This window comes from Phenylobacterium sp., assembly GCF_019636135.1.
Taxonomy (GTDB): Bacteria; Pseudomonadota; Alphaproteobacteria; order Caulobacterales; family Caulobacteraceae; genus Phenylobacterium.
In genome coordinates this window covers 104,862-125,353 of the sequence record NZ_JAHBYD010000012.1, presented here as the reverse complement: position 1 = coordinate 125,353, position 20,492 = coordinate 104,862, and the positions used below count along the sequence as shown (strand labels likewise).

Genomic DNA, 20,492 nt, shown 5'->3' with positions numbered 1-20,492 from the left:
GAAGCCGGCGCCTGCGAAGAAGAAACCGGCGGCCCGGAAGGCGCCTGCGGCGAAGAAGGCCGCCGCCAGACCGGCCGCTGCTGCGTCGAAGCCGGCCGCACCTCCAAAGGCCGCCGCCAAGCCTGCGGCGAAGCCCGCCGCGGCCAGGAAGGCTCCGGCGGCCAAGAATGCGGCGCCGGCAAAGCCCGCTGCGGCGGCCAAAGCCGCGGCGCCCAAGGCGGCCAAGACTGCGGCCGCGAAGCCCGCCGCGGCCAAGGCTGCGCCGAAGGCCGCCAAGCCCGCCGCCAAACCGGCCGTGGCCAAGAAGGCTCCGGCCGCGAAGCCGGCGGCCAAGCCGGCCGCGGCGAAGAAGAAGGCCCCCGCTGCGGCCAAGCCCGTGGCGAAACCCACAGCCAAGCCGGCCGCGTCCGCGAAGCCTGCGGCCGCCAGGAAGCCTGCCGCTGCTGCGAAGAAGCCGGCCGCCAGGAAGGCGCCGGCCAAGACGTAGAGTCAGTTCGCCGACCGCCTGAGCGCGACCAGCGCCTCGTCGAGGCAGGCGCGGTCGCCGGCGATCACGACCTGTCCGCCGTCCGGTCCCACGGGCTCGCCCCGCCAGTCGGTGGTGAGCCCGCCCGCGCCGGCCACCACGGGGATCGCCGCGTCGATGTCCCAGGCCTTCAGGCCCGCCTCGATCACCATGTCCATCGTGCCCGCCGCCACCATGGCGTAGGCGTAGGCGTCGCAGCCCAGCCGGGCGAGGCGGGCGGCCGCGCGCACCTGGCGCCACGCGCCCAGTTCGGCGCCGTTGAAGCAGGCCTCGGGATCGGTGGTGGCGATGATCGCCCCGGTCAGTTCGGGACAGGGCCGGACCTTGAGCGGCGTCTCGCCCGCCGCCGTCACCCGCCGCGAGCCGCCGGCGTGGCCGATGTAGACCTCGCCCAGGAAGGACTGGCCGATCGAGCCCAGCACGGGCTTCCCCTGGAAGCGCAGGCCGATGAGGGTGGTCCAGAGCGGGAGCCCGGCGATGAAGGCGCGGGTGCCGTCCACGGGATCGAGGACCCAGACGAACTCGGCGTCCGCACGGTCCTCGCCGTACTCCTCGCCGATGACGCCATGGTCGGGATGGCGCTCGGCGATGAGCTTGCGGATGGCGCGCTCGGCGCCCTTGTCCGCTTCCGTCACGGGGTCGAAGCCGACCTCGAATTTGTTGGAGAGCCCGTGCGCGCCGCGGAACAGGGGGAGGATGGCCTCCCCGGCGGCGCGGTTGAGTTCGAGCAGGAAGGAATCGAGCTCTGCCAGGCGGGCGTCCGGGAGGAGGGCGGTCATGTGACCGCCATACCCCGCCTGCGCAGAAGTCTTAAGCCTCGATCTCGCCGTTCATCGCCTTGGCGAGGTCCAGCAGGCGGCGGCGGGGCCGTTCGCCGAGCTGGTAGTAGGCGTGGATCAGGTCCTGGGTCTCCTTCGAGGCCAGGGTCTCGCTCGAGGAGGAGGTCTCCCGCTCCAGGTGCTCGCGCTGATCGCGGGTCAGGCCCTCGTAGAAGTAGCTCACGGGCACTTCCAGCACCTCGGCCAGTTGCCACAGGCGGGCGGCCGACATGCGGTTGGCCGCACATTCGTACTTCTGGATCTGCTGGAAACGGACGCCGCAGGCGTGCGCCAGCTCCTGCTGGGTCAGGCCCAGAAGGCGGCGGCGGCGACGCAGACGCCGGCCCAGGTGGATGTCGATCTCGTCCATGGAATCCCCGACCATGATTTCCCTTTGTCCCGGTTCGGGACTCCGTGGTTGAGACATCGCAAGTCGCACGCCAGCAGCCTCCATTGCCGAACGCGGGCGGCCGCACCTAAGAAGGTAAATGGCCGCACGTAACCATTCATACGTGGCAGAATTTATTTGGATGCTTGAGGCCGCGTTATTTGACGCGCTCCGGGCGCTCGCCCGCCTCTTCCCCATTGATTATGTATCAAATTCCGGCGCCTGGCTATGCCGGCGGCTCGGGCCGCTGACCCGCGCGCATCGCGTGGCGGAAAGGAATGTCCGGATCGCCTTCCCTCATCTCACGGACGCCGAGGTCAAGACTCTCCTCCAGGAACAATGGACTGAACTGGGTCGCTCGCTAGCCGAGTTCGCGATTCTCGACCGTGTTGTAGCCGACGGATCGCGTCTTGCCATCGACGGGGAAGCTCTGCTGGGCGCAATCGCCGCAGCCGACCGGCCGGTCGTGTTCGTTTCCGGCCACTTTTCCAACTTCGAGATGATGGCGGCGGCCATGGTCCGCTGCGGCGTGCGGGTGCAGGTCACCTACCGCGCCATGAACAACCCCTACATGGACGAACGCGTCCGGCGCACCCGGTTCAGCTACGGCGTCCGCATGTTCGCGCCCAAGGGCCTGGAGGGCGCGCGCGAGCTGATGCGGGCGATCGGGCGCGGGGAATCGGTGGCGCTGCTGAACGACCAGAAGTTCAACGGCGGCGTCGAGGTCCCGTTCTTCGGCGTCCCGGCGATGACGGCGCCGGGGCCGTCCACCTTCGCGCTCCGCTTCGGGATCCCGATCCAGCCGCTCAGCGTCCAGCGCACGGGGCCGGGGGCGCGGTTCAAGGTGGTCGTCCACGAACAGATCGTCCTGGAAGACACCGGCGACCGCGACGCCGACATCGCCGAGGGCGTCCGCCGCATCACCGCCTTCATCGAGGACCGCGTCCGCGCAAGGCCCGCCGAGTGGTTCTGGGTCCACAGGCGGTGGCCGAACGACGTGTATCGGCGGCATGAGCCGGTGGGCGCGCCGGCGCCCGATTGATTCGTGGTTGAAATGACGGCGCCGGCGGCGCTTGCCGAGCCGGAGGGCTGGCTCAGCGCGTCTCCTGCCAGCGCTTCAGGGATTCCGCGGGGCCGGCATAGGCCTCCTGCAGCTCGGCGCTCCAGTAGCGGAGCTGCTCCAGGGGGATCTTCTGGCCGGTGACGGCGCAGAGCACATAGCGGCCCGGTTTCAGCACGGCGTAGTCGCCGTCGCCGTAGTGCAGCCTGGCCTGGTCGGCGCCGAGGTTCCGGTCGTGGGCGTTCATGGGCGCCTATTTAGTCCTTCCGGACCGATCAGAACAGATCGCCCTGATCGGCGGCCGGCGCCTTGCCCTTGCGCGGCGGCCGGCGCGCCACGGTCGGGTTGGCGCTGGGCTGCCCGTCGATGACCGCCTTGCGCTCGGTGCGGTCGCCGAACTTGATCGTCACCTGCTCGCCTTCGCCCAGCAGGCCGCCGTTGATCACCAGCGAGCCGTCGGCGCGGGTGACCAGCGCGAAGCCGCGGTAGAGCGGCCGCTCCGGGTCCACCGCCACGAACAGCTTGGAGACCGCCGACAGCCGCTCGGCTGCGCGGTCGACGCGCCGGGTCGCCGCGGGCGGCAGGCGGGCGGCGAGCCCGTCCAGGCGCTGCTTCCACACCTGCTGCGGCCGCTGGAGCAGGAGCGGTGACAGCCGCGCCGAGACCGCCAGCAGGTCGCGCTCGTGCGCCGCCTGGTTCCGGGCCAGGCTGGCGGCGAGCCGCCCGGAGACGATGTCGAACCGCTGCTCGGCCAGCCGCAGCATGTCGGGCACTCGGGCGAGCGCCCGGCCGGCGTGGTCGATCCGCGCGCGCCGGTCCTCGACCACGCGTCCGCCGCAGCGGTGCATGCGCGCGCCGAGGTCGGAGATCAGCGCCTTCAGCTCGGCCAGCACCGGCGTCGCCATCTCGGCCGCGGCGGTGGGCGTCGGCGCGCGCCGGTCGGAGACGAAGTCGATGAGGGTGGTGTCGGTCTCGTGGCCGACGGCGCTGATCAGCGGGATCGACGAGGCCGCCACCGTGCGGGCCAGGGCCTCGTCGTTGAAGGCCCAGAGGTCCTCCACCGAGCCGCCGCCGCGCGCCACGATCAGCACGTCGGGCCGCGGGACCCGTCCGCCGGGCTCCAGGGCGTTGAAGCCGCGGATCGCGTTCGCCACCTGCGCGGCGGCCTGGTCGCCCTGCACCACCACGGGCCAGACGATCACGCGGCAGGGCCAGCGGTCGCGGATGCGGTGCAGGATGTCGCGGATCACCGCGCCGGTGGGGCTCGTCACCACGCCGACGACGGCCGGCATCTCCGGAATCGGCTGCTTCCGCGACGGCTCGAACAGCCCCTCGGCCGCCAGCCGCTGCTTCAGCCGCTCGAGTTGGGCCAGCAGCGCGCCGATGCCGGCCACCTCCATCGTCTCGATGACGATCTGGTAGCGGCTGCCTTGCGGATAGGTGGTGATCTTGCCGGTGACGATCACCTCCAGCCCCTGCTCGGGCCGCACCGACAGGAACCGCGCCTGCGTCTTCCACACCACCCCGTCGATAGCCGCGCGGTCGTCCTTCAGCGTCAGGTAGATGTGGCCGTTGGAGTGGTGCGTGACCTTCGACAGCTCGGCCCTGAGGCGCACGAAGCCGTAGGCGTCCTCCAGCGTCCGCTTCAGCGCGAACGCCAGCTCCGAGACGGAGTACGGCCGGGCGTTGCCGTCGGCGTCGGTCAGGCCGGTCGTGGGGGCGGTGGCGTCGGTCATCGCGTCAAAGGTAAGGGCGCTTCACGCCCCGCCGCAAAGGAAAGACGGGCGCAAATGAAAGAGACGCGGCCGGGACCTGAGGCTCGGCGAGCTTCGGTTCCGGTCGCGTCTCCCATCCCCAACGGATAGTCAGTCCGCTCTCCAGCGGATCAGATGTAGCGGCGCAGGCTCCGGGCGAGCTCGGCGGCGCTGGACTTCTTCTTCGCCTGGGCCGGCTGGTAGGCCACCGTGGCGTGTTCGTGGCAGTAGGGGCCGTTCTCCTCCGAGCGGCGGCCGCAGAAGGTGAAGTTGTCCTGGGCGGGATCGCCGATCGGCCACTTGCACATGTGGGCGCCCAGCGTCAGCACCGTGGCCGTGCCGGGCGTCTCGTCGACGTAGCGGACCGGCGTCGGCGCGGCGTGGGCCGTCACCGGCTCGGCGATGCGGCGCGGCGCGGCCGGCGCGTGGGTCAGCGCGCGCGCCGGGCGCGGCGCCTTGAAGGTGGTGCGTTGCGGCTTCGAGGGCGTCGCCCGGCCCGAGAGGCCCAGGCGATGCACCTTGCCGATCACGGCGTTGCGGGTGACGCCGCCCAACTGCTTGGCGATCTGGCTGGCCGAAAGACCGTCCTGCCAGAGCTTCTTCAGAAGTTCGACGCGCTCGTCGGTCCAGCCCATGGATCCCTCCCAACCAGAGGTCCCGAAATCGCCCCCGCGACCTCGGGATCAACATCTTGTGGCGGTGGACGTTTGTGCCCCTCACCAACCACTATCAGTAGTAAACAACTCGCTAACGGCCACAATAGGCGCCATCGCTTCCATCCACAGGAACTAGATGTAGGGGTCGGCCGTCCACAACCGGGCCGCCGCGAAGGCACAGCCTTGCGCAGTGCGCCGGGGGGGCGCACATGAGGGGCGATGCGAGACCTGCCGATCGAGGACGCCGTCCTGCCGCCGCTGCCGCGGGCGTACCACGGGATCAACTGGGAGGGCCTGAAGACCCTCTACGTCCGCGAGATCCAGCGCTTCTGGAAGGTCGGCCTGCAGACGCTGGCCGCCCCGGTCATGACGGCGCTCCTGTACATGCTGGTGTTCGTGGTCGCGGTCGGCGGCGGGCGCGACGTCCACGGGGTGCATTACGGGACCTTCGTGGCCCCCGGCCTGATCATGATGCAGATCCTGTCGAACGCCTTCGCCAATTCCTCGTCGTCGCTGCTGCAGGCCAAGTTCAACGGGCTGATGGGCGACTTCGTGACCCCGCCCCTGTCGGCGCTGGAGCAGATGATCGGCTTCGGCGGCGGCGCGGCCACGCGCGGCATCGTGGTCGGGCTGGTGAGCCTGGTGGCGATCCTGCCGTTCGCCTCCTTGCCGGTCGCCCACGCCTGGGCGATCCTCTACTTCGGCGTCGGCGCGGCGCTGATCATGGGCTTCATCGGCATCATGGCCGGCCTCTGGGCCGAGAAGTTCGACCACATGGCGGCGGTCACCAACTTCGTCATCATGCCGATGACGTTCCTGTCGGGGACCTTCTACCTCGTCGAGCGCCTGCCGGAGCCGTTCCGCACGGCCAGCCACTACAACCCGTTCTTCTACCTGATCGACGGCTTCCGCTACGGCTTCATCGGCCAGGCCGAGAGTTCGCTGCCCATCGGCGTCGCCATGACCGCCGTGCTGGTGGTGATGCTGGGCTGGACGTGCCTGTGGATGTTCCGGGTCGGCTACAAGATCAAGACCTGAGACCCGTCATCCATTCCTTTCCCGGGGAGGGGCGAGGGGTGCAGGCCGTCAGCAAACATTGACACGCAAGGGCTTGGAGACGAAAACGCCAAGCCTTCCGGTCCCCGCCGCGCATCGCTGCGGGGACGTTCCTTTTCCAGGAGGGCTTTCGCCGTGGCCGAGACGACCACCGCCCCCGTTCCCAGCGACCACATCATGGGCGTCTACGCGCGCGCCCCGCTGGCGTTCGAGCGAGGCGAGGGCGTCCGACTGTTCACGGCGGAGGGCGAGGAATACCTCGACTGCATGGCCGGCATCGCGGTGACCGCGCTGGGCCACGGCCACCCGAAGCTGGTGGCCGCGGTGAAGGACCAGGCCGGGAAGCTCTGGCACACGTCCAACATCTTCCGCATCCCGCAGCAGGAGGCGCTGGCGAAGCTGCTGACCGACAACACCTTCGCCGACGAGTGCTTCTTCACCAACTCGGGCGCCGAGGCGATCGAATGCGCCATCAAGACGGCGCGCAAGTACCACTGGTCGAAGGGCGCGCCCGAGCGGATCGATATCATCGGCTTCGACGGCTCGTTCCACGGCCGGACCCTCGCGGCGATCTTCGCGGCCAACAATCCGAGCTACGTGGAAGGCTTCGGCCCGCCGCTGCCCGGGTTCGTGGGGGCGAAGTTCGGCGACGTCGAGGGCCTCAGGAAGCTCGTGGGTCCGACTACGGCGGCCATCCTGCTGGAGCCGGTGCAGGGCGAGGGCGGCGCGCGCTCCTGGACCGAGCAGCAGCTCAAGGATATCCGCCGGCTCTGCGACGAGACGGGCGTGCTGCTGATCTACGACGAGATCCAGTGCGGCCTGGGCCGGACCGGCAAGCTCTTCGCCTACGAATGGGCCGATGCGCCGCCGGACATCATGGCGGTGGCCAAGGCGCTGGGCGGCGGCTTCCCGGTGGGCGCCTGCCTCGCGACGGCCGAGGCCGGCCGCGGCATGACGCCGGGCAGCCACGGCTCGACCTACGGCGGCAACCCGCTGGCCATGGCCGTCGGCGTGGCCTCGGTCGAGGAACTGGTGAAGCCCGAACTGCTCGCCCATGTGCGCGAGGTGGCCGGCTACCTGAACCAGCAGCTCACCGGCCTCAAGGAACGCTTCCCGGACGTCGTCGAGGACATCCGCGGCAAGGGCCTCCTGATCGGGGTGAAGCTGAAGACGCCGAACCGCGAGTTCATGCAGCACGCCCGCGACCAGCACCTGCTGATCGCCGGCGGCGGCGACAACTGCGTGCGCCTGCTGCCGCCGCTCGTGCTCACCCAGGACGAGGCCCGCGAGGCCATCGAGCGGCTGGAACGCGCGTGCGAGGCGGCGCAGGCGAAGGCCAGAGCGGCGGTCCCGGCATGACGGCCGGGGCTCCGCGGCATTTCCTCGATCTCTGGAAGCTCGAAGGCCACGAGCTTCGCGCCATCCTGGAGGACGCCAAGGCCCGCAAGGCCGCCCGCAAGGGCTGGCCGCAGGGCAGGGTCGACCCCGACGCGCCCGCGCGCGACCGGACGCTGGCCATGATCTTCGAGAAGAACTCGACGCGGACGCGCTTCTCGTTCGACGCGGCCATGCGCCAGCTCGGCGGCGACGTCATCATCTCGAACGCGGTCGACATGCAGATCGGCCGCGGCGAGCCGATCGAGGACACCGCCCGCGTGCTCTCGCGGATGGTCGACGCGATCATGATCCGCTCGAACGTCCATGAGGACGTCGAGCGCCTGGCCATGTGGTCGACGATCCCGGTGATCAACGGGCTCAGCGACAAGAGCCATCCCTGCCAGATCCTGGCCGACCTGATGACCTTCGAGGAGCATCGCGGCCCGGTGACCGGCCGGACGTTCGCGTGGGTGGGCGACGGCAACAACGTCTGCTCCAGCTTCATCCACGCGGCGCCGAAGCTGGGCTTCAGGCTGAACATCGCCACGCCCGCGATCTTCCATCCCGACATGATGGACCTGGCGCGCGCGGCCGAGCAGCAGGGCCAGGTGACGACCACCCACGACCCGCGCGAAGCCGTGCGCGGCGCCGACTGCGTGATCACCGACACCTGGGTCTCGATGGGCGACACCGACCACGACGAGCGCCTCGACGCGCTCGAGCCCTACCAGGTGGACGAGAAGCTGATGGGCGAGGCGGCGGGCGACGCCGTCTTCCTCCACTGCCTGCCGGCGCACCGCGGCGAGGAAGTCACCGACGCCGTGATCGACGGCCCGCAGAGCCTGATCTGGGACGAGGCGGAAAACCGCATCCACGCCCAGAAGTCGATCCTGGCCTGGTGCTTCGGCGCGATCTGAAATCCTCGCGACTCTCCTCTCCCCCCGCGAAGCGGAGAGGGAGAGGGCCGGGAGAGGGCGGCTGGGTGACGTCTGTGGTAGGCCGAGGAACCGCTGAGCGGCTTGTTCTACCGCGCCGCCCTCTCCCCGCCCTCTCCCTCTCGTCGCGCCTGCGGCGCGCGGGGGAGAGGAGGTGCGGGAGGTCTACTGACGCGTCCCCGACCAGCTCACTTCCATGTTGAAGCTGACGTCGAGGGACTTCTTCCCGCGGTCGTAGAGGAAGACGCTGTCGCCGCGCGCCTGCTGGATGGTGCTCATGGCGGTGGTCAGCGGCACGGTGATGGTGGGCAGGCGCGGGTAGTCCGAGGTGACCTGCACGGTGTTGGGGCCGGTGCGGGTGACCGTGAGGGTGACGTTGCTCTGGCTGGAGCCCTTGGAGTCGGAGATGACGTCGCCGGCGTAGGTCCCGGCCACCGCATCGGCGAGGTCGGGCTTGCGCTGGGCCTGCGCCATCGCCGGCCCTGCCATGAGGAAAGCTGCGGCCACGACGACGGCGCGGCACTGAAGATCGGTGCTGACCAAGACCTGCTCCTGAACTCTGTCCGGTCCCCCGACCTGGCGACGACGTTGCCGCGTCGGGCGGGCGGACGCCAGTCCTTTCAGGCGGCGCCGAAGTAGCGGGCGATGATCCGGCTGTAGACCGCCTGCAGCCGGCGGATCTCGTCGACCGGCGCGCGCTCGTCCACCTGGTGCATGGTCTTGCCGACCAGGCCCACCTCGATCACCGGGCAGAGCGCGCGGATGAAGCGGGCGTCGGAGGTGCCGCCGCTGGTGGAGAGCTCGGGGGGCTGGCCGGTCACGTCGGCGACGGCGGCGGCCACCAGGTCTGTGAACTCGCCGCGCTCGGTCAGGAACGCCTCGCCGCTGATCGACGAGGTGACGGTGATCTTGCCGCCGAAGTCCACCGAGGCGCGCCAGGCCTCCAGGTCGAACCAGTCGGCCAGTTGCCGGCCCGTGTGGTTGGGGTTGAAGCGGATGTTGAGCCGCGCCCGCGCGACGCCCGGGATCACGTTCGTCGCCGCGTTGGGCATCTCGATCATGGTGACTTCGAGGTTCGACGGCTGGAACTCGGGATAGCCCTCGTCCAGCACCCGCGTCTCGAACGCGGTGAGCATCCGGATCAGCGGCGTCGCCGGGTTGGCCGCGCGGTGCGGATAGGCCACGTGGCCCTGGAGGCCCTCGACCACGATCTCGGCGTTGATCGAGCCGCGGCGGCCCACCTTGACCATGTCGCCGAAGGTCTCGGCCGAGGTCGGCTCGCCCACGACGCAGTGGTCGATGACCTCGCCCTCGGCCTTCAGCGCGTCGACCACCTTCGTCGTGCCGTCGGTCGCCACGCCCTCCTCGTCGCCGGTGATCAGGAACGAGATCGAGCCCGTCACCGTCCCGGCCGCGATGGCCTCGGCGGCGGCGGCGGCGAAGGCGGCGATGGCGCTCTTCATGTCCACCGCGCCGCGACCGATCAGGACGCCGTCCACCACCTCGGCGGCGAAGGCGTCCTTCGACCAGGCGCCGGCGTCGCCCACGGGCACCACGTCGGTGTGGCCGGCGAAGCAGAGGTTGGGCCGCGCGGTCCCGTAGCGGGCGTAGAGGTTCTCGATCTCGCCGAACCGCATGCGCCGGCAGGCGAAGCCGAGCGCGGTCAGCGCCTGCTCCACCACCTCCATGGCCCCGGCGTCGGCAGGCGTCACCGAGGGGCGTCGGATCAGGTCGCGGGTGAGTTCGACGGCGTCGAGGGCGGGCGGCATGGGCAGGCCTTTACGACACCGGCGGCGCCTTGTGCTAGGGTTGCCGCATGAACGCGCCCCTGATCACCCGCGCCGCCGAAGGCTACGACCGTCGCGCCTTCACCGTGGCGGAGGTGCATGCCATGGTCCGCGCCGGGATCATGGACCCCGACGAGCCGGTCGAACTCTGGGAGGGCGAGTTCGTTCCGATGAACGCCAAGCACAACCGCCACGAACTCTGGAAGCGCCGCCTGACCCGCAAGATCGTGGAAGGGACCCCCGCCACGATCGCCGTCTCGATCGAGCCTTCGGTCTATCTCAGCGACATCACGTTCCTCGAGCCCGATATCGTCCTCTATTCCGAGACCCTGCTGCCGGAGGACGTCCGCGGCCCGGATTGTCTGCTGGTCATCGAGGTATCCGACAGCAGCCTATCCAAGGACCTGCGAGGCAAGGCGCGGCTCTATGCGCGTTACGGCGTCGCGCACTACTGGGTTCTCGATGCCGAGGGCCGGCGGGCCTGGCTGATGTCCGAGCCGGTCGACGACGCCTATCAGGCCGTGCAGGAGGTCGCTGGGGATGGCGTTGTCACCCTGCCGTTCGATCCGACACTGACGATCCGGCTGCAAGACCTCGGATAGGCGCGGCCGACCATGCCCAGGATCGACATGGTGATCCGCCCCGGCGAGGAAGAGCCTCGCCACCGCGACGGCACGCCCTACCCGGGAGCGTGAGCCGGCCTCGCGCCCGGGGCGAGCGGCGTTGCGCGCCGCCGCGCCGGGGCGTTGGATGTCGGCCCGGGCCGCAAGACGCGGAGGCTTCCGATGGCCGTGAGACCGATCCTGCTGACCCTGGCGGCGTTGGCGCTGAGCGGCTGCGCCTCGTCGCAATACGGCTACGCCTACTGCTACGACCCCTACGGCGGCCCCGTCGGCTACTACACCGGCCCGTTCGAGCCGAAGCCGGCGTGCGCGCGCCAGCCTTCGCAGGGCGTCGTCTTCGCCACGCGGGAGGGCAAAGGGCGGCGTGGGCCGTATGTCGCCGGCCCCTATCCGTCGCCCGTGGCCGAGGCCGCCGTCGACGCGGTCAGTCGCGAAGCAGCTCGTTGATCGAGGTCTTCGAACGGGTGCGCTCGTCCACGGTCTTCATGATCACCGCGCAGTAGGTCGACGGCAGCGACGGGTCGACCGGGTTCGGCCGGTTCCCCGACACCACGACCGAGTAGGGCGGCACTTCGCCGGTGGTGGTCTGGCCGGTCTTGCGGTCGATGATCGGGGTGGTCGCCGTGATGAAGGTGCCCATGGACAGCACCGAGCCCTCGCGCACGATCACGCCCTCGGCCACCTCGGCGCGGGCGCCGATGAAGCAGTTGTCCTCGATGATGGTCGGGTTGGCCTGCAAGGGCTCCAGCACGCCGCCGATGCCCGCGCCGCCCGAGATGTGGCAGTTCTTCCCGATCTGGGCGCACGAGCCGACGGTGGCCCAGGTGTCGACCATGGTGCCTTCGTCCACGTAGGCGCCGACGTTCACGAACGAGGGCATCAGCACCACGTTCCTGGCGATGAAGGCGCTGCGGCGCACCACGCAGCCGGGCACGGCGCGGAAGCCGGCGGCCTCGAACCGGGCCGCCGTCCAGCCGTCGAACTTCAGCGGGACCTTGTCCCAGAAGGGGCCGGGCTCCATCACCGCCGAGGCGTTGAGGCGGAAGGAGAGCAGGATCGCCTCCTTGGCCCACTGGTTGACGCTCCAGGCCCCGTCGGCGCCGCGCTCAGCGACCCTGAGCTTGCCGGCGTCCAGCAGCGACAGCGTCTCGTTCACGGCGTCGCGGACCTGGCCCTTGGTGGCGGTGTCGATCCCGTCGCGCCCGGCCCAGGCGGCCTGGATCGCGGACTTCAGGTCTCCAAAGGAAGCGGAGGAGGTCATGTCAGGCGGCCTTCTTGAGCTGGGCGTCGCGCAGGAACGGCGCGAGATGGCGGGTGCGGTACTGGACGAAGGGGGCGGTCGACTCCTCCGCGTAGGGGCCCACCAGCACGGTCGTCATGCCGAGTTCGGCGGCCGGCGCGAGGTTGCGGGCGGAGTCCTCGAAGAAGGCGGTGGTCGCCGGCGCGATGTCGTGCGCCGCACCGATGGCCGCGAAGGCCGCGGCGCTGGGCTTGGGCTCATAGCCCGTCGAGGCGATGTGGAAGACGTCGTCGAACAGGTGGCCCAGCCCCAGGCGCTCCAGCACGCGCTCGGCGTGACGCGCATCGGCGTTGGTGAAGATCAGCCGCCGGCCCGGCAGGCGCTCCAGCGCGGCCAGAAGGCCGGCGTCGTGCGCCAGCACCTCCAGCGACAGGTCGTGGAAGATGGCGTGGAACTCGTCCGGGTCGACGCCGTGGTGCAGCATCAGGCCCTTCAGCGTCAGGCCGTGCTCGGCCAGGTAGGCCTTCTGCACCTTCAGCGCCTCGTCGCGCGGCAGGCCGGTGACCTTCTCCACGAAGTCGGTCATGCGATCGACGACCGCGTCGAGGAAGCCGGACTCGGCCGGGTAGAGCGTGCCGTCCAGGTCGAACAGCCAGGTGTCCACGTGGCGCAGGTCGACCCTCACGCCTTCACCAGCGTCCCGGAGCCATGCTCCGTGAAGAGCTCGACCAGCATGGCGTGCGGCCGCCGCCCGTCCAGGATCACCACGGCCTCGACGCCCTTCTCCACGGCGGCGATGGCGGTCTCCAGCTTCGGGATCATGCCGCCGGTGGCGACGCGGTCCGCGATCGCTTGGCGGGCCTTCGCGATGGTGAGGTCGGTGATCCGCTGCCTGTTGGCGTCGAGCACGCCCGCCACGTCGGTCAGGAGCAGCATGCGCTTGGCGCCCAGCGCGCCGGCCAGGGCGCCGGCCACCGTGTCGGCGTTGATGTTGTAGGTCTGGCCCGCGTCGTCCACGCCGATGGGGGCCACGACCGGGATGTAGTCGTGATCGGCCTTGATCAGGGCCTCGATCAGGGTGGTGTCGATCACCTTCGGCTCGCCCACGAAGCCCAGGTCGACGATCTTCTCCTCGACGCTGTCGGGCGCGCGGGTCGTGCGCGTGACCTTCTCGACGGTGATCAGCTTGGCGTCCTTGCCCGACAGGCCCACGCCGCGCACGTCGGCCTCGGCGCCGGCCTGGGTGATCCAGCTCGCGATCTCCTTGTTGATGGCGCCCGAGAGCACCATCTCGGCCACTTCCATCGTCGCCTGGTCGGTGACGCGCAGGCCGTCGATGAAGGTCGACTTCACGCCGGCCTTCTCCAGCCACGCCGAGATCTGCGGCCCGCCGCCATGCACCACGACCGGATGCACGCCCAGCATCTTCAGCAGCACCACGTCGGCGGCGAACAGCTTGGCGACGCTCTCCTCGCCCATGGCGTGGCCGCCGTATTTGATGACCACGATCTCACGGTCGTAGATCTGGATATACGGCAGGGACTCGGCCAGCGTCTTCGCCGTCGCCCAGCCCTGCTCTTCCGTGTCGCCGCTCACTTCACCGTCCTCACAGGCCGCGGCGTCCCGATAGCGGAGCCGCGGCGCCCTGTCACGGCCTCGGACGCGCGTCAGACGTCCACTTCGGGCAGCAGCCTGGCGAAGTGGTCCTCGACGGCGCGGTAGCACTCGCAGGCCGCGCGCTCGAGGCCCTCACGGTCGATGACCTCGACACCGCCGCGGAAGTTGCGGATCAGGCCGCGGGCCTGGAGCGCGGTCGTGACCCCCGTGACCGTCGTGCGCTGCAGGCCCAGCATCTCGGCCAGCGCCTCCTGGGTGAGCTGGATGGTCTTGTCGCCGGCGCGGTCGTGGGTCGCCAGGAGCCAGCGGCAAGCCCGCTCCTCGGCGTTGTGGAGCGCATTGCAGGCCACCGACTGCATCATCTGGGCGAGCAGGGAGTCGGCGTAGCGCGAGAAGAGATCGCCGAATCGGGGAGAGCCGATCTTGGCCGCCTCCAGGTGACTGGTCGGGATGGCCAGCGCCTCGCCGCCGATCTGGACGACGGCGCGGCCGAACGCCGGCTTGTTGCCCTCCGAGACGATGCCGCCGATCGCGCCTTCGCGCCCGATCGTGGCGGCCTCCACCTCGCGCCCGTCGCGGGTGGCGATCAGCAGCGAAGCCATGGTGCGGAAGCATGGGAAATAGGTGGTCGTGACGTCGTCGCCCGGCTCGAACAGGACGCGCCCGCGCGGCAGGTCGATCTTCTCCAGGTGCGGCGCCAGCACCTCGAAGTCGCGCGCCGAGAGCGCGCCCAGCAGCCGGTTGGCGCGCCTCGAGACCATGTGGCTCGCGCCGTCGTCGGTCGGGATGAATAAGGATGCGGTCATCGCTGGAATCCCCGTGCCTGGACCCCATCAGAACGCTTTACGGCTCCGCTTGTTGCGTCGGGTTCCGCACACAGCCGCGTCAAATCGTTCGCGCGACGACTTCCTTCATGATCTCGCTGGTGCCGCCGTAGATCCGCTGCACGCGGGCGTCGCGCCAGAGCCGGGCGATCGGGTACTCGTTCATGTAGCCCGCGCCACCGTGCAGTTGCAGGGCGGCGTCGCAGACCTCCCACTGGAGCTCGGTGTGGAACAGCTTGGCGGCCGAGGCTTCCGCCGCCGTCAGCTTGCCCTCCAGGTGCCGCGCGATGGCCCAGTCGAGGTGCGCCCAGCCGGCCTGCATCTTGGCCTTCAGGCCCGCCAGGGTGAACCGCGTGTTCTGGAAGTCGAAGACGGTCTGCCCGAACGCCTTGCGCTCCTTGGTGAACTTCACGCCCTCGTCGAAGGCCCGCTGGGCGGCCGCCTGCGCCTGCAGCGCGATGCCCAGCCGCTCCTGCGGGAGCTGGTTCATCAGGTAGGCGAAGCCCTTGCCTTCCTCGCCCAGGCAGTTGGTGATCGGCACGCGGACGTCCTCGAAGAACAGCTCCGAGGTGTCGGCCGAATGCTGGCCGATCTTGTCGAGGTTGCGGCCGCGCTTGAAGCCGTCGCGCGTCGCCTCCACCAGGATCAGCGAGATGCCCTTGGAGCGGGCGTTCGGGTCGGTCTTGGCGACCACGATGACGAGGTCGGCGTTCTGCCCGTTGGTGATGTAGATCTTCGAGCCGTTGACGACGTACTCGTTGCCGTCGCGGATCGCGGTGGTGCGCACGCCCTGCAGGTCGGAGCCGGCGCCCGGCTCGGTCATGGCGATGGCGGTGATGGCCTCGCCCGAGACCATCTTCGGCAGCCACTGGAGCTTCTGCTCCTCGGAGCCGTAGTTGGCGATGTAGTCGGCGACGATGTCGCTCTGCAGCGTGATGCCGGCCGAACTGCCCGCGTAGAACAGCTCCTCGCTGATCACGGTGTTGTAGCGGAAGTCGAGGCCCAGCCCGCCGTACTCGGCCGGCACGCCGGGGCAGAGGATGCCCGCCTCGCCGCAGGCCAGCCAGAAGTCGCGCCCGATGATCCCGTCCTGCTCCCAACGGTCGAGGTTGGGCGTCAGCGCCTTGTCGTAGAACTTCCGCACCTGGTCGCGGAACAGGTTCAGATCTTCGTCGAAGACGGGGCGGGTGGCGGTGTCGATCATGGCGGGTCCCTGAAGCTCGCCCGCCACTTAGCCGGCTGACGCCGCGGAGGGCTAGCGCCTAGCGCCGACCCTGCACGAACGTCGTCCGTGCGAGCGCCGCGCGCCACTCGTCGGCATAGTCGCAATCGGCGTAGTCGGGGAAATAGGGCCCGCCGCGCGTGAAGTGCGCGATCCGGGCGGCCGGGTTGTGGTCGTACTCGCCGACCAGCCAGTTCCACTCCAGCGGCAGCGGTCCGATCAGGTCCTCGCTCTCCAGCCACTTGAACTGGTGCAGCTCCAGCCCGGAGGCCGTGTTGACGTATTCGGGCGTCAGCGCGCGGCAGCGGGCGTTGTTCATCAGCATGACGCTGGACCAGTTCTTCATGGGGTACGGCGCCTGCACGTGGCCGAGGAACTTCACCGCGTCGCGGGGCGCATAGTCATGCTGGCAGACCATGACGGCGTAGCGGTCGTCGCAGAGCGCGAACAGCTCGGCGATGTCGGCGCGGGCGAGCATGTCGCAGTCCATGAACAGCGACCAGCCCTGGTAGCCGGAGAGATAGGGCGTCAGGAACCGCGAGAACGAGAAGTCGGTCGACTGGGCCGAGACGGCCGGCCGATCGAAGACGGGCGCGAGGCTGGAGAGCGTGACGGGCGTGAGCCGCACCGGCCGTGAGCTCCGCTCCAGCAGGCTCTGCGCCAGCACGTGGTAGGCGGCCACCTCCTGGCGGTCGTAGCCGATGTAGATGTCGAGCGGCGCGAAGGACGGCAAGCGGTCAGGTCTCCAGCCGGGCCGCCACCGCGGCGGCGGCGGCTTCGATCACCGGCCCCCAGGCGCCCGGCCCGGCCTGGCGCAGGAGGCGGACCGAGCCGTACCACGGCATCGTCTCGCCGGCCGCCATGTAGCGCCATTCGGCGTTGAACGGGACGAGCGTCAGGCAGGGCCGGCCCAGTCCGCCTGCGAGGTGGACCAGCGCGGTCTGCACCGACACCACCAGGTCCAGGTTCGAGACCAGGCCCGCCAGGTCGTCGAAGTCGTTGAGGTCGGTCGCCGCGAAGGCGCGGATGGGGCGGGACAGGCTCGCGTTGGCAGCGGCGATCTCGGCCGCGGCGTCGCCGTACTGCAGGCTGACGACCTCGCAGTCCGGGAGGCCGAGCACCGGCGCGAGCTGCTCCAGGGCCAGCGAGCGCTGGTCGCGGCGGGTGTTGGGCAGGCCGCCGCGCCAGGAGACGCCGACGCGAAGCCGCGTCGTCCTCGGTCCCAGCCGTTCGGCCCAGCGCGCCCGCGCCGCGTCCGATGGGGTCAGGTAGGGGCGGCCGGGGAAGTCCGCCCGCGTGCGCCGGAACGCCGAGCCCAGGCTGCCCATCGCCACCACCCGGTCGATCCCCGAGCGGCGCACCTGCGCCTCGGCCGGGCCGGCGAAGGACGCGCCGGGGAAGGCCGCGCGGAACAGGCGCACGAGCCGCGGCTCGCACACGCAGGTGACCGACGCCGCCACCGCCTGGAGGTCGGGGATCATGCCGGCGAACATCACCTGGTCGCCGATGCCCTGCTCGCCCAGCAGCAGGACGCGCCGCCCCGCCAGGGCGTCGGCAGAGGGCGACGTCGTCAGCGCGCCCGACAGAGCCGCCGTGACTTGCGCGCCGGCCGTCTCCGGGAAGCGGCGGATGCCGAAGCGGGCCTCGTAGTCGGCCCAGCCGCCGAAGTCGCCCAGTTGCAGCCGCACGATCCCACGCCGGTGGCGCGCCAGCGGCGCGTCGGGCTTCAGCGCGACCGCGCGGTCGAGCGCCGCCAGCGCCGCCTCGTGGCGGCCCAGCGCCACCAGCGTCAGCGCCCGCTGCGCCTCGACGTCGTGGGCGGGCGCGCCGGCCGCCAGCGCGGCGGCATAGGCGGGCTCGGCGGCCGCGTGGTCCGCGAGGCCGGCCAGCGCCTCCGCGCGCAGCAGCAGGGCCTCGGCATGCTCGGGCTGGCGCTTAAGGGTCGCGTCGGCCAGGGCCAGCGCGTCGGCGTGGCGGCCCCGCTCGGCCAGCAGGACGCCCAGGTTCCGTACCGAGACCGGATGTCCGGGCGCCAGCTTCAGCGCCTGTTCGAAGCTCGCCAGCGCCGCGTCGCCCCGGCCCTGTCGTAGCTGTTCGACGCCGCGGGCCGCCAGCCGCTCGGCGTCGGCCGTGTCAGCCATGTCCGCCCGCGAGTTCGCAGGCCGCCAGGATCTCGGCGCGGAGTTCGGGGATGCCGGCGCCCTTCTCGGCGCTGGTGGCCAGCACGCGGGGGAAGGCGGCGGGGCGTTTGGCGATCTTGCGGAGCGTCTCGGCGACCACCTGTTCGACGTCGCGCTGGCTGCGCAGCTTGTCGGTCTTGGTCAGCACGATCTGGTAGCTGACGGCCGAGATGTCGAAGGCGTCCATCGCCTCCCTGTCGACCTCCTTCAGCCCGTGGCGGCTGTCGATCAGCAGGTAGGCGCGCTTCAGGTTGGGGCGGCCGCGCAGGTAGGACCGCCCGAGGTTCTGGAACTTGTTCTTCTCGCCGCGGCTCACCTTGGCGAAGCCGTAGCCGGGCAGGTCGACCAGCCGCATCCGGTCGTCGGCGACGAAGAAGTTGACCTCCCGCGTGCGCCCCGGCGCCGTCGAGGCGCGCGCCAGGTGGGTGCGGCCGGTGACGGCGTTGATCAGCGAGCTCTTGCCCACGTTCGAGCGGCCGGCGAAGGCCACTTCCGGCAGGTCGGCGGGCGGCAATCCCGGGATCGAGACCGCGCCCATCAGGAAGGTCACCGGATGGGCGAAGAAGACCCGCGCCGCCTCCAGCGTCTCGTCGTCGTAAGGGGTCTCGGCCCCGCTCACCCGACCGCCGCGCCCTGGCCGGTCAGCTTGGCGATGAGCCGGTCGATCGGGTTATCCACCTTGAAGCGGCGCATGATCACGTACTGCTGCAGGGCCGTCAGGATGTTCGACCACGTGTAGTAGAGCAGCAGGCCGATCGGGAACTGCGCCATGATGAAGGTGAAGAGGATCGGCATGAGCTGGAAGATCCGCTGCTGCGTCGGGTCGGGCGCCGGCGGGCTCATGGCCGTGGTGAGCCAGGTGGTGATCCCGTAGAGGATCGCCATCACCCCGATGTGCAGGAAGCCGGGCGGCGTGCCGTAGGCCAGCAGGCTGCCGATCAGCGGCGCCGTGCCCGGATCCCACGGGATCAGGCCGAACAGGTTGAAGATGGTCGTCGGGTCGGGCGCCGACAGGTCCTTGATGAAGCCGTAGAAGGGCGCGTGCCGCATCTCGATGGAGATCTGCAGCACCTTGAAGAGCGCGAAGAAGACCGGGATCGTCAGGAGCAGCGGCAGGCAGCCGGCCAGCGGGTTCACCTTCTCGCGCTGGTAGAGCGCGAGCAGTTCCTGCTGCTGCTTCTGCGGGTCGTCCTTGAACGTCTTGCGCAGCTCCTCCATCGCCGGCTGCACCTTCTTCATCTTGGTCATCGACTCGTACTGCTTGTTCGCAAGCGGGAAGAGGACGAGCCGCACCACGACGGTGAGCACCAGGATGGCGACGCCGAAGTTGCCGACGTGCTGGAAGATGAAGCTGAGGAACTGATAGACCGGCCGGGTCAGGAACCAGAGCATGCCCCAGTCGACGGCCTCGTCGAGGTTCCGGACTCCCAGGCTCTCCTGGTAGTCCTTCAGCACCTGCACCTGCTTGGCGCCGGCGAAGACGTGGACGGTGTGCGACACCTGCGCGCCGGACTGGATGGTCCGCGCGGGGCCCACGTAGTTGGCGTCGAGGATGTTGAGGTCCGGGGCCCTGGTCAGGCGGTACTGGCCGCGGATCTGCTCGTTCTGGGCCGGGATCAGGGCGGCCAGCCAGTAGTGGTCGGTGATGCCGATCCAGCCGCCCAGGGAGTCATAGGCCGGGCCGCCGCCGTCCTTCTGCCACTTGGCGTACTTGATCGGCCGGCGCTTGCCGTCCAGCCAGCCCATGCCGCCCTCATGGACGACGGAGCTGCGGCCGAGGCCTTCCGGCACGCCGCGGCGCTGGATCGAGCCGAAGGGCGCCAGCGTCACCGGTGCGCCGCTGGTGTTGGCCACGGTGTCGGTGACGGTGAACATGTACTTGTCGTCCACCGCGATCATCCGCGTAAACGTCAGCCCCTGGCCGTTGGCGTAGGTCAGCGTGACGGGCTTGCCGGGCGCCAGCACCGAGCCCGACGCCAGCGTCCAGACGGTCTGGTCGCCGGGCAGGCCCGCGATGTTGGCGCCGGCCCAGCCGGTGCTGGCGAACCAGGCGTACGGCGTGCCCTCGGGCCGCAGCAGCTCGACCGGCGGCGAGGTCTTGGGCAGCTTCTCGCGGTACTGCACCAGGTAGATGTCGTCGATGCGCGCGCCGCGCAGCGAGAGCGAGCCCTTGAGCGCCGGCGTCGCGATCGGCACCCGCGGCGCGGCGGCCACGGCCTGGTCGCGGCTCACGACCTGCGGGCCCAGCGGAACGGCGGGCCGGTTGGCGGGCGCGGTCTGGGCGGTCGCCGCCTTCGCCTTGGCCTCGGCGGCCTTCTTCTGGTTCGCCGGTTCGATGACCAGGAACTGGTAGGCCATCAGGATCAGGAACGCGCACACGACGAAGATGATCGTGTTGCGGTTGTTCTCGTCTTGCATTGGGGAGACGC

The 20,492-nt window shown here is 70.2% G+C and carries 23 protein-coding genes; 6 read left to right on the top strand and 17 right to left on the bottom strand.

Annotation, left to right across the window (positions count from 1 at the left end; all coding sequences use genetic code 11):
* The 3 genes from KF737_RS10650 to KF737_RS10640 all read right to left on the bottom strand — a co-directional run.
* The coding region (locus tag KF737_RS10650; protein ID WP_296454200.1) for a hypothetical protein at positions 1 to 480 on the bottom strand (480 nt) is incomplete at its 3' end.
* Between the two features lie 9 nt (positions 481 to 489).
* Positions 490 to 1,305: a histidinol-phosphatase gene (gene hisN / locus KF737_RS10645; protein WP_296454198.1), complete on the bottom strand. Its 816-nt coding sequence runs from the start codon at positions 1,303 to 1,305 to the stop codon at positions 490 to 492.
* A 31-nt stretch (positions 1,306 to 1,336) separates the two neighbouring features.
* Positions 1,337 to 1,729, bottom strand: a complete 393-nt coding sequence (locus KF737_RS10640) for a helix-turn-helix domain-containing protein (protein WP_296454196.1) — start codon at positions 1,727 to 1,729, stop codon at positions 1,337 to 1,339.
* A gap of 103 nt (positions 1,730 to 1,832) precedes the next feature.
* Here KF737_RS10640 and KF737_RS10635 point away from each other — a divergent pair, with 103 nt between their 5' ends.
* Entirely contained in the window at positions 1,833 to 2,774 is a 942-nt protein-coding gene (locus KF737_RS10635) for a lysophospholipid acyltransferase family protein (protein WP_367273223.1), read from the top strand.
* A gap of 52 nt (positions 2,775 to 2,826) precedes the next feature.
* Here KF737_RS10635 and KF737_RS10630 read toward each other — a convergent pair whose 3' ends face one another.
* The 3 genes from KF737_RS10630 to KF737_RS10620 all read right to left on the bottom strand — a co-directional run bounded on the left by KF737_RS10630 (position 2,827) and on the right by KF737_RS10620 (position 5,181).
* The gene (locus KF737_RS10630) at positions 2,827 to 3,039 is read right to left on the bottom strand and encodes a DUF2093 domain-containing protein (RefSeq protein WP_296454195.1); all 213 of its coding nucleotides are present in this window, start codon (positions 3,037 to 3,039) and stop codon (positions 2,827 to 2,829) included.
* A 28-nt stretch (positions 3,040 to 3,067) separates the two neighbouring features.
* Positions 3,068 to 4,528, bottom strand: a complete 1,461-nt coding sequence (xseA, locus tag KF737_RS10625) for an exodeoxyribonuclease VII large subunit (RefSeq protein ID WP_296454194.1) — start codon at positions 4,526 to 4,528, stop codon at positions 3,068 to 3,070.
* A 149-nt stretch (positions 4,529 to 4,677) separates the two neighbouring features.
* Positions 4,678 to 5,181 carry a GcrA family cell cycle regulator gene (locus KF737_RS10620; RefSeq protein ID WP_296454192.1) on the bottom strand — a complete coding sequence of 168 codons (504 nt, stop codon included), beginning with the start codon at positions 5,179 to 5,181 and terminating at the stop codon, positions 4,678 to 4,680.
* A gap of 240 nt (positions 5,182 to 5,421) precedes the next feature.
* On the opposite strand from KF737_RS10620, the gene KF737_RS10615 reads away from it, so the two are divergent.
* The 3 genes from KF737_RS10615 (at position 5,422) to argF (ending at position 8,552) form a co-directional block, all read left to right on the top strand.
* Positions 5,422 to 6,240 (top strand): ABC transporter permease, encoded by an 819-nt coding sequence (locus tag KF737_RS10615; protein ID WP_296454190.1) that lies wholly within the window; start codon positions 5,422 to 5,424, stop codon positions 6,238 to 6,240.
* A gap of 195 nt (positions 6,241 to 6,435) precedes the next feature.
* Positions 6,436 to 7,617 (top strand): aspartate aminotransferase family protein, encoded by a 1,182-nt coding sequence (locus KF737_RS10610; protein WP_296454206.1) that lies wholly within the window; start codon positions 6,436 to 6,438, stop codon positions 7,615 to 7,617.
* Entirely contained in the window at positions 7,614 to 8,552 is a 939-nt protein-coding gene (argF, locus tag KF737_RS10605) for an ornithine carbamoyltransferase (protein ID WP_296454187.1), read from the top strand. Before KF737_RS10610 ends, argF begins: the two co-directional genes overlap by 4 nt.
* Before the next feature lie 183 nt (positions 8,553 to 8,735).
* Here argF and KF737_RS10600 read toward each other — a convergent pair whose 3' ends face one another.
* A complete protein-coding gene (locus tag KF737_RS10600) occupies positions 8,736 to 9,113 on the bottom strand; it encodes a hypothetical protein (RefSeq protein ID WP_296454186.1) in 378 nt (125 codons plus the stop codon).
* A gap of 77 nt (positions 9,114 to 9,190) precedes the next feature.
* Entirely contained in the window at positions 9,191 to 10,339 is a 1,149-nt protein-coding gene (dapE, locus tag KF737_RS10595) for a succinyl-diaminopimelate desuccinylase (RefSeq protein ID WP_296454184.1), read from the bottom strand.
* A 47-nt stretch (positions 10,340 to 10,386) separates the two neighbouring features.
* Here dapE and KF737_RS10590 point away from each other — a divergent pair, with 47 nt between their 5' ends.
* The gene (locus KF737_RS10590; protein ID WP_296454182.1) at positions 10,387 to 10,959 is read left to right on the top strand and encodes a Uma2 family endonuclease; all 573 of its coding nucleotides are present in this window, start codon (positions 10,387 to 10,389) and stop codon (positions 10,957 to 10,959) included.
* Positions 10,960 to 11,142: 183 nt separating this feature from the next.
* Positions 11,143 to 11,427 carry a hypothetical protein gene (locus tag KF737_RS10585; RefSeq protein WP_296454180.1) on the top strand — a complete coding sequence of 95 codons (285 nt, stop codon included), beginning with the start codon at positions 11,143 to 11,145 and terminating at the stop codon, positions 11,425 to 11,427.
* Here the strand turns inward: KF737_RS10585 and dapD are convergent.
* The 9 genes from dapD to yidC all read right to left on the bottom strand — a co-directional run bounded on the left by dapD (position 11,405) and on the right by yidC (position 20,481).
* On the bottom strand, positions 11,405 to 12,241 hold the full coding sequence (gene dapD, locus KF737_RS10580) for a 2,3,4,5-tetrahydropyridine-2,6-dicarboxylate N-succinyltransferase (protein ID WP_296454178.1): 837 nt from the start codon (positions 12,239 to 12,241) through the stop codon (positions 11,405 to 11,407). The genes KF737_RS10585 and dapD overlap by 23 nt on opposite strands.
* 1 nt (position 12,242) lies before the next feature.
* Positions 12,243 to 12,905, bottom strand: coding sequence for a pyrimidine 5'-nucleotidase (locus KF737_RS10575; protein ID WP_296454176.1), 663 nt, complete (start codon positions 12,903 to 12,905; stop codon positions 12,243 to 12,245).
* The gene (argB, locus tag KF737_RS10570; protein ID WP_296454171.1) at positions 12,902 to 13,816 is read right to left on the bottom strand and encodes an acetylglutamate kinase; all 915 of its coding nucleotides are present in this window, start codon (positions 13,814 to 13,816) and stop codon (positions 12,902 to 12,904) included. The genes KF737_RS10575 and argB overlap by 4 nt, the downstream gene beginning before the upstream one ends.
* 71 nt (positions 13,817 to 13,887) lie before the next feature.
* Positions 13,888 to 14,643 (bottom strand): Crp/Fnr family transcriptional regulator, encoded by a 756-nt coding sequence (locus tag KF737_RS10565; RefSeq protein WP_296454169.1) that lies wholly within the window; start codon positions 14,641 to 14,643, stop codon positions 13,888 to 13,890.
* A gap of 79 nt (positions 14,644 to 14,722) precedes the next feature.
* Positions 14,723 to 15,865 carry an acyl-CoA dehydrogenase family protein gene (locus tag KF737_RS10560; protein WP_296454167.1) on the bottom strand — a complete coding sequence of 381 codons (1,143 nt, stop codon included), beginning with the start codon at positions 15,863 to 15,865 and terminating at the stop codon, positions 14,723 to 14,725.
* A 58-nt stretch (positions 15,866 to 15,923) separates the two neighbouring features.
* Positions 15,924 to 16,616, bottom strand: a complete 693-nt coding sequence (locus tag KF737_RS10555) for a hypothetical protein (protein WP_296454165.1) — start codon at positions 16,614 to 16,616, stop codon at positions 15,924 to 15,926.
* 4 nt (positions 16,617 to 16,620) lie between these two features.
* Positions 16,621 to 18,024, bottom strand: a complete 1,404-nt coding sequence (locus KF737_RS10550; protein WP_296454162.1) for a tetratricopeptide repeat protein — start codon at positions 18,022 to 18,024, stop codon at positions 16,621 to 16,623.
* Positions 18,017 to 18,601, bottom strand: a complete 585-nt coding sequence (gene yihA / locus KF737_RS10545) for a ribosome biogenesis GTP-binding protein YihA/YsxC (RefSeq protein ID WP_296454204.1) — start codon at positions 18,599 to 18,601, stop codon at positions 18,017 to 18,019. Before yihA ends, KF737_RS10550 begins: the two co-directional genes overlap by 8 nt.
* Before the next feature lie 77 nt (positions 18,602 to 18,678).
* On the bottom strand, positions 18,679 to 20,481 hold the full coding sequence (gene yidC / locus KF737_RS10540) for a membrane protein insertase YidC (protein WP_296454160.1): 1,803 nt from the start codon (positions 20,479 to 20,481) through the stop codon (positions 18,679 to 18,681).
* Positions 20,482 to 20,492: the final 11 nt, after the last annotated feature.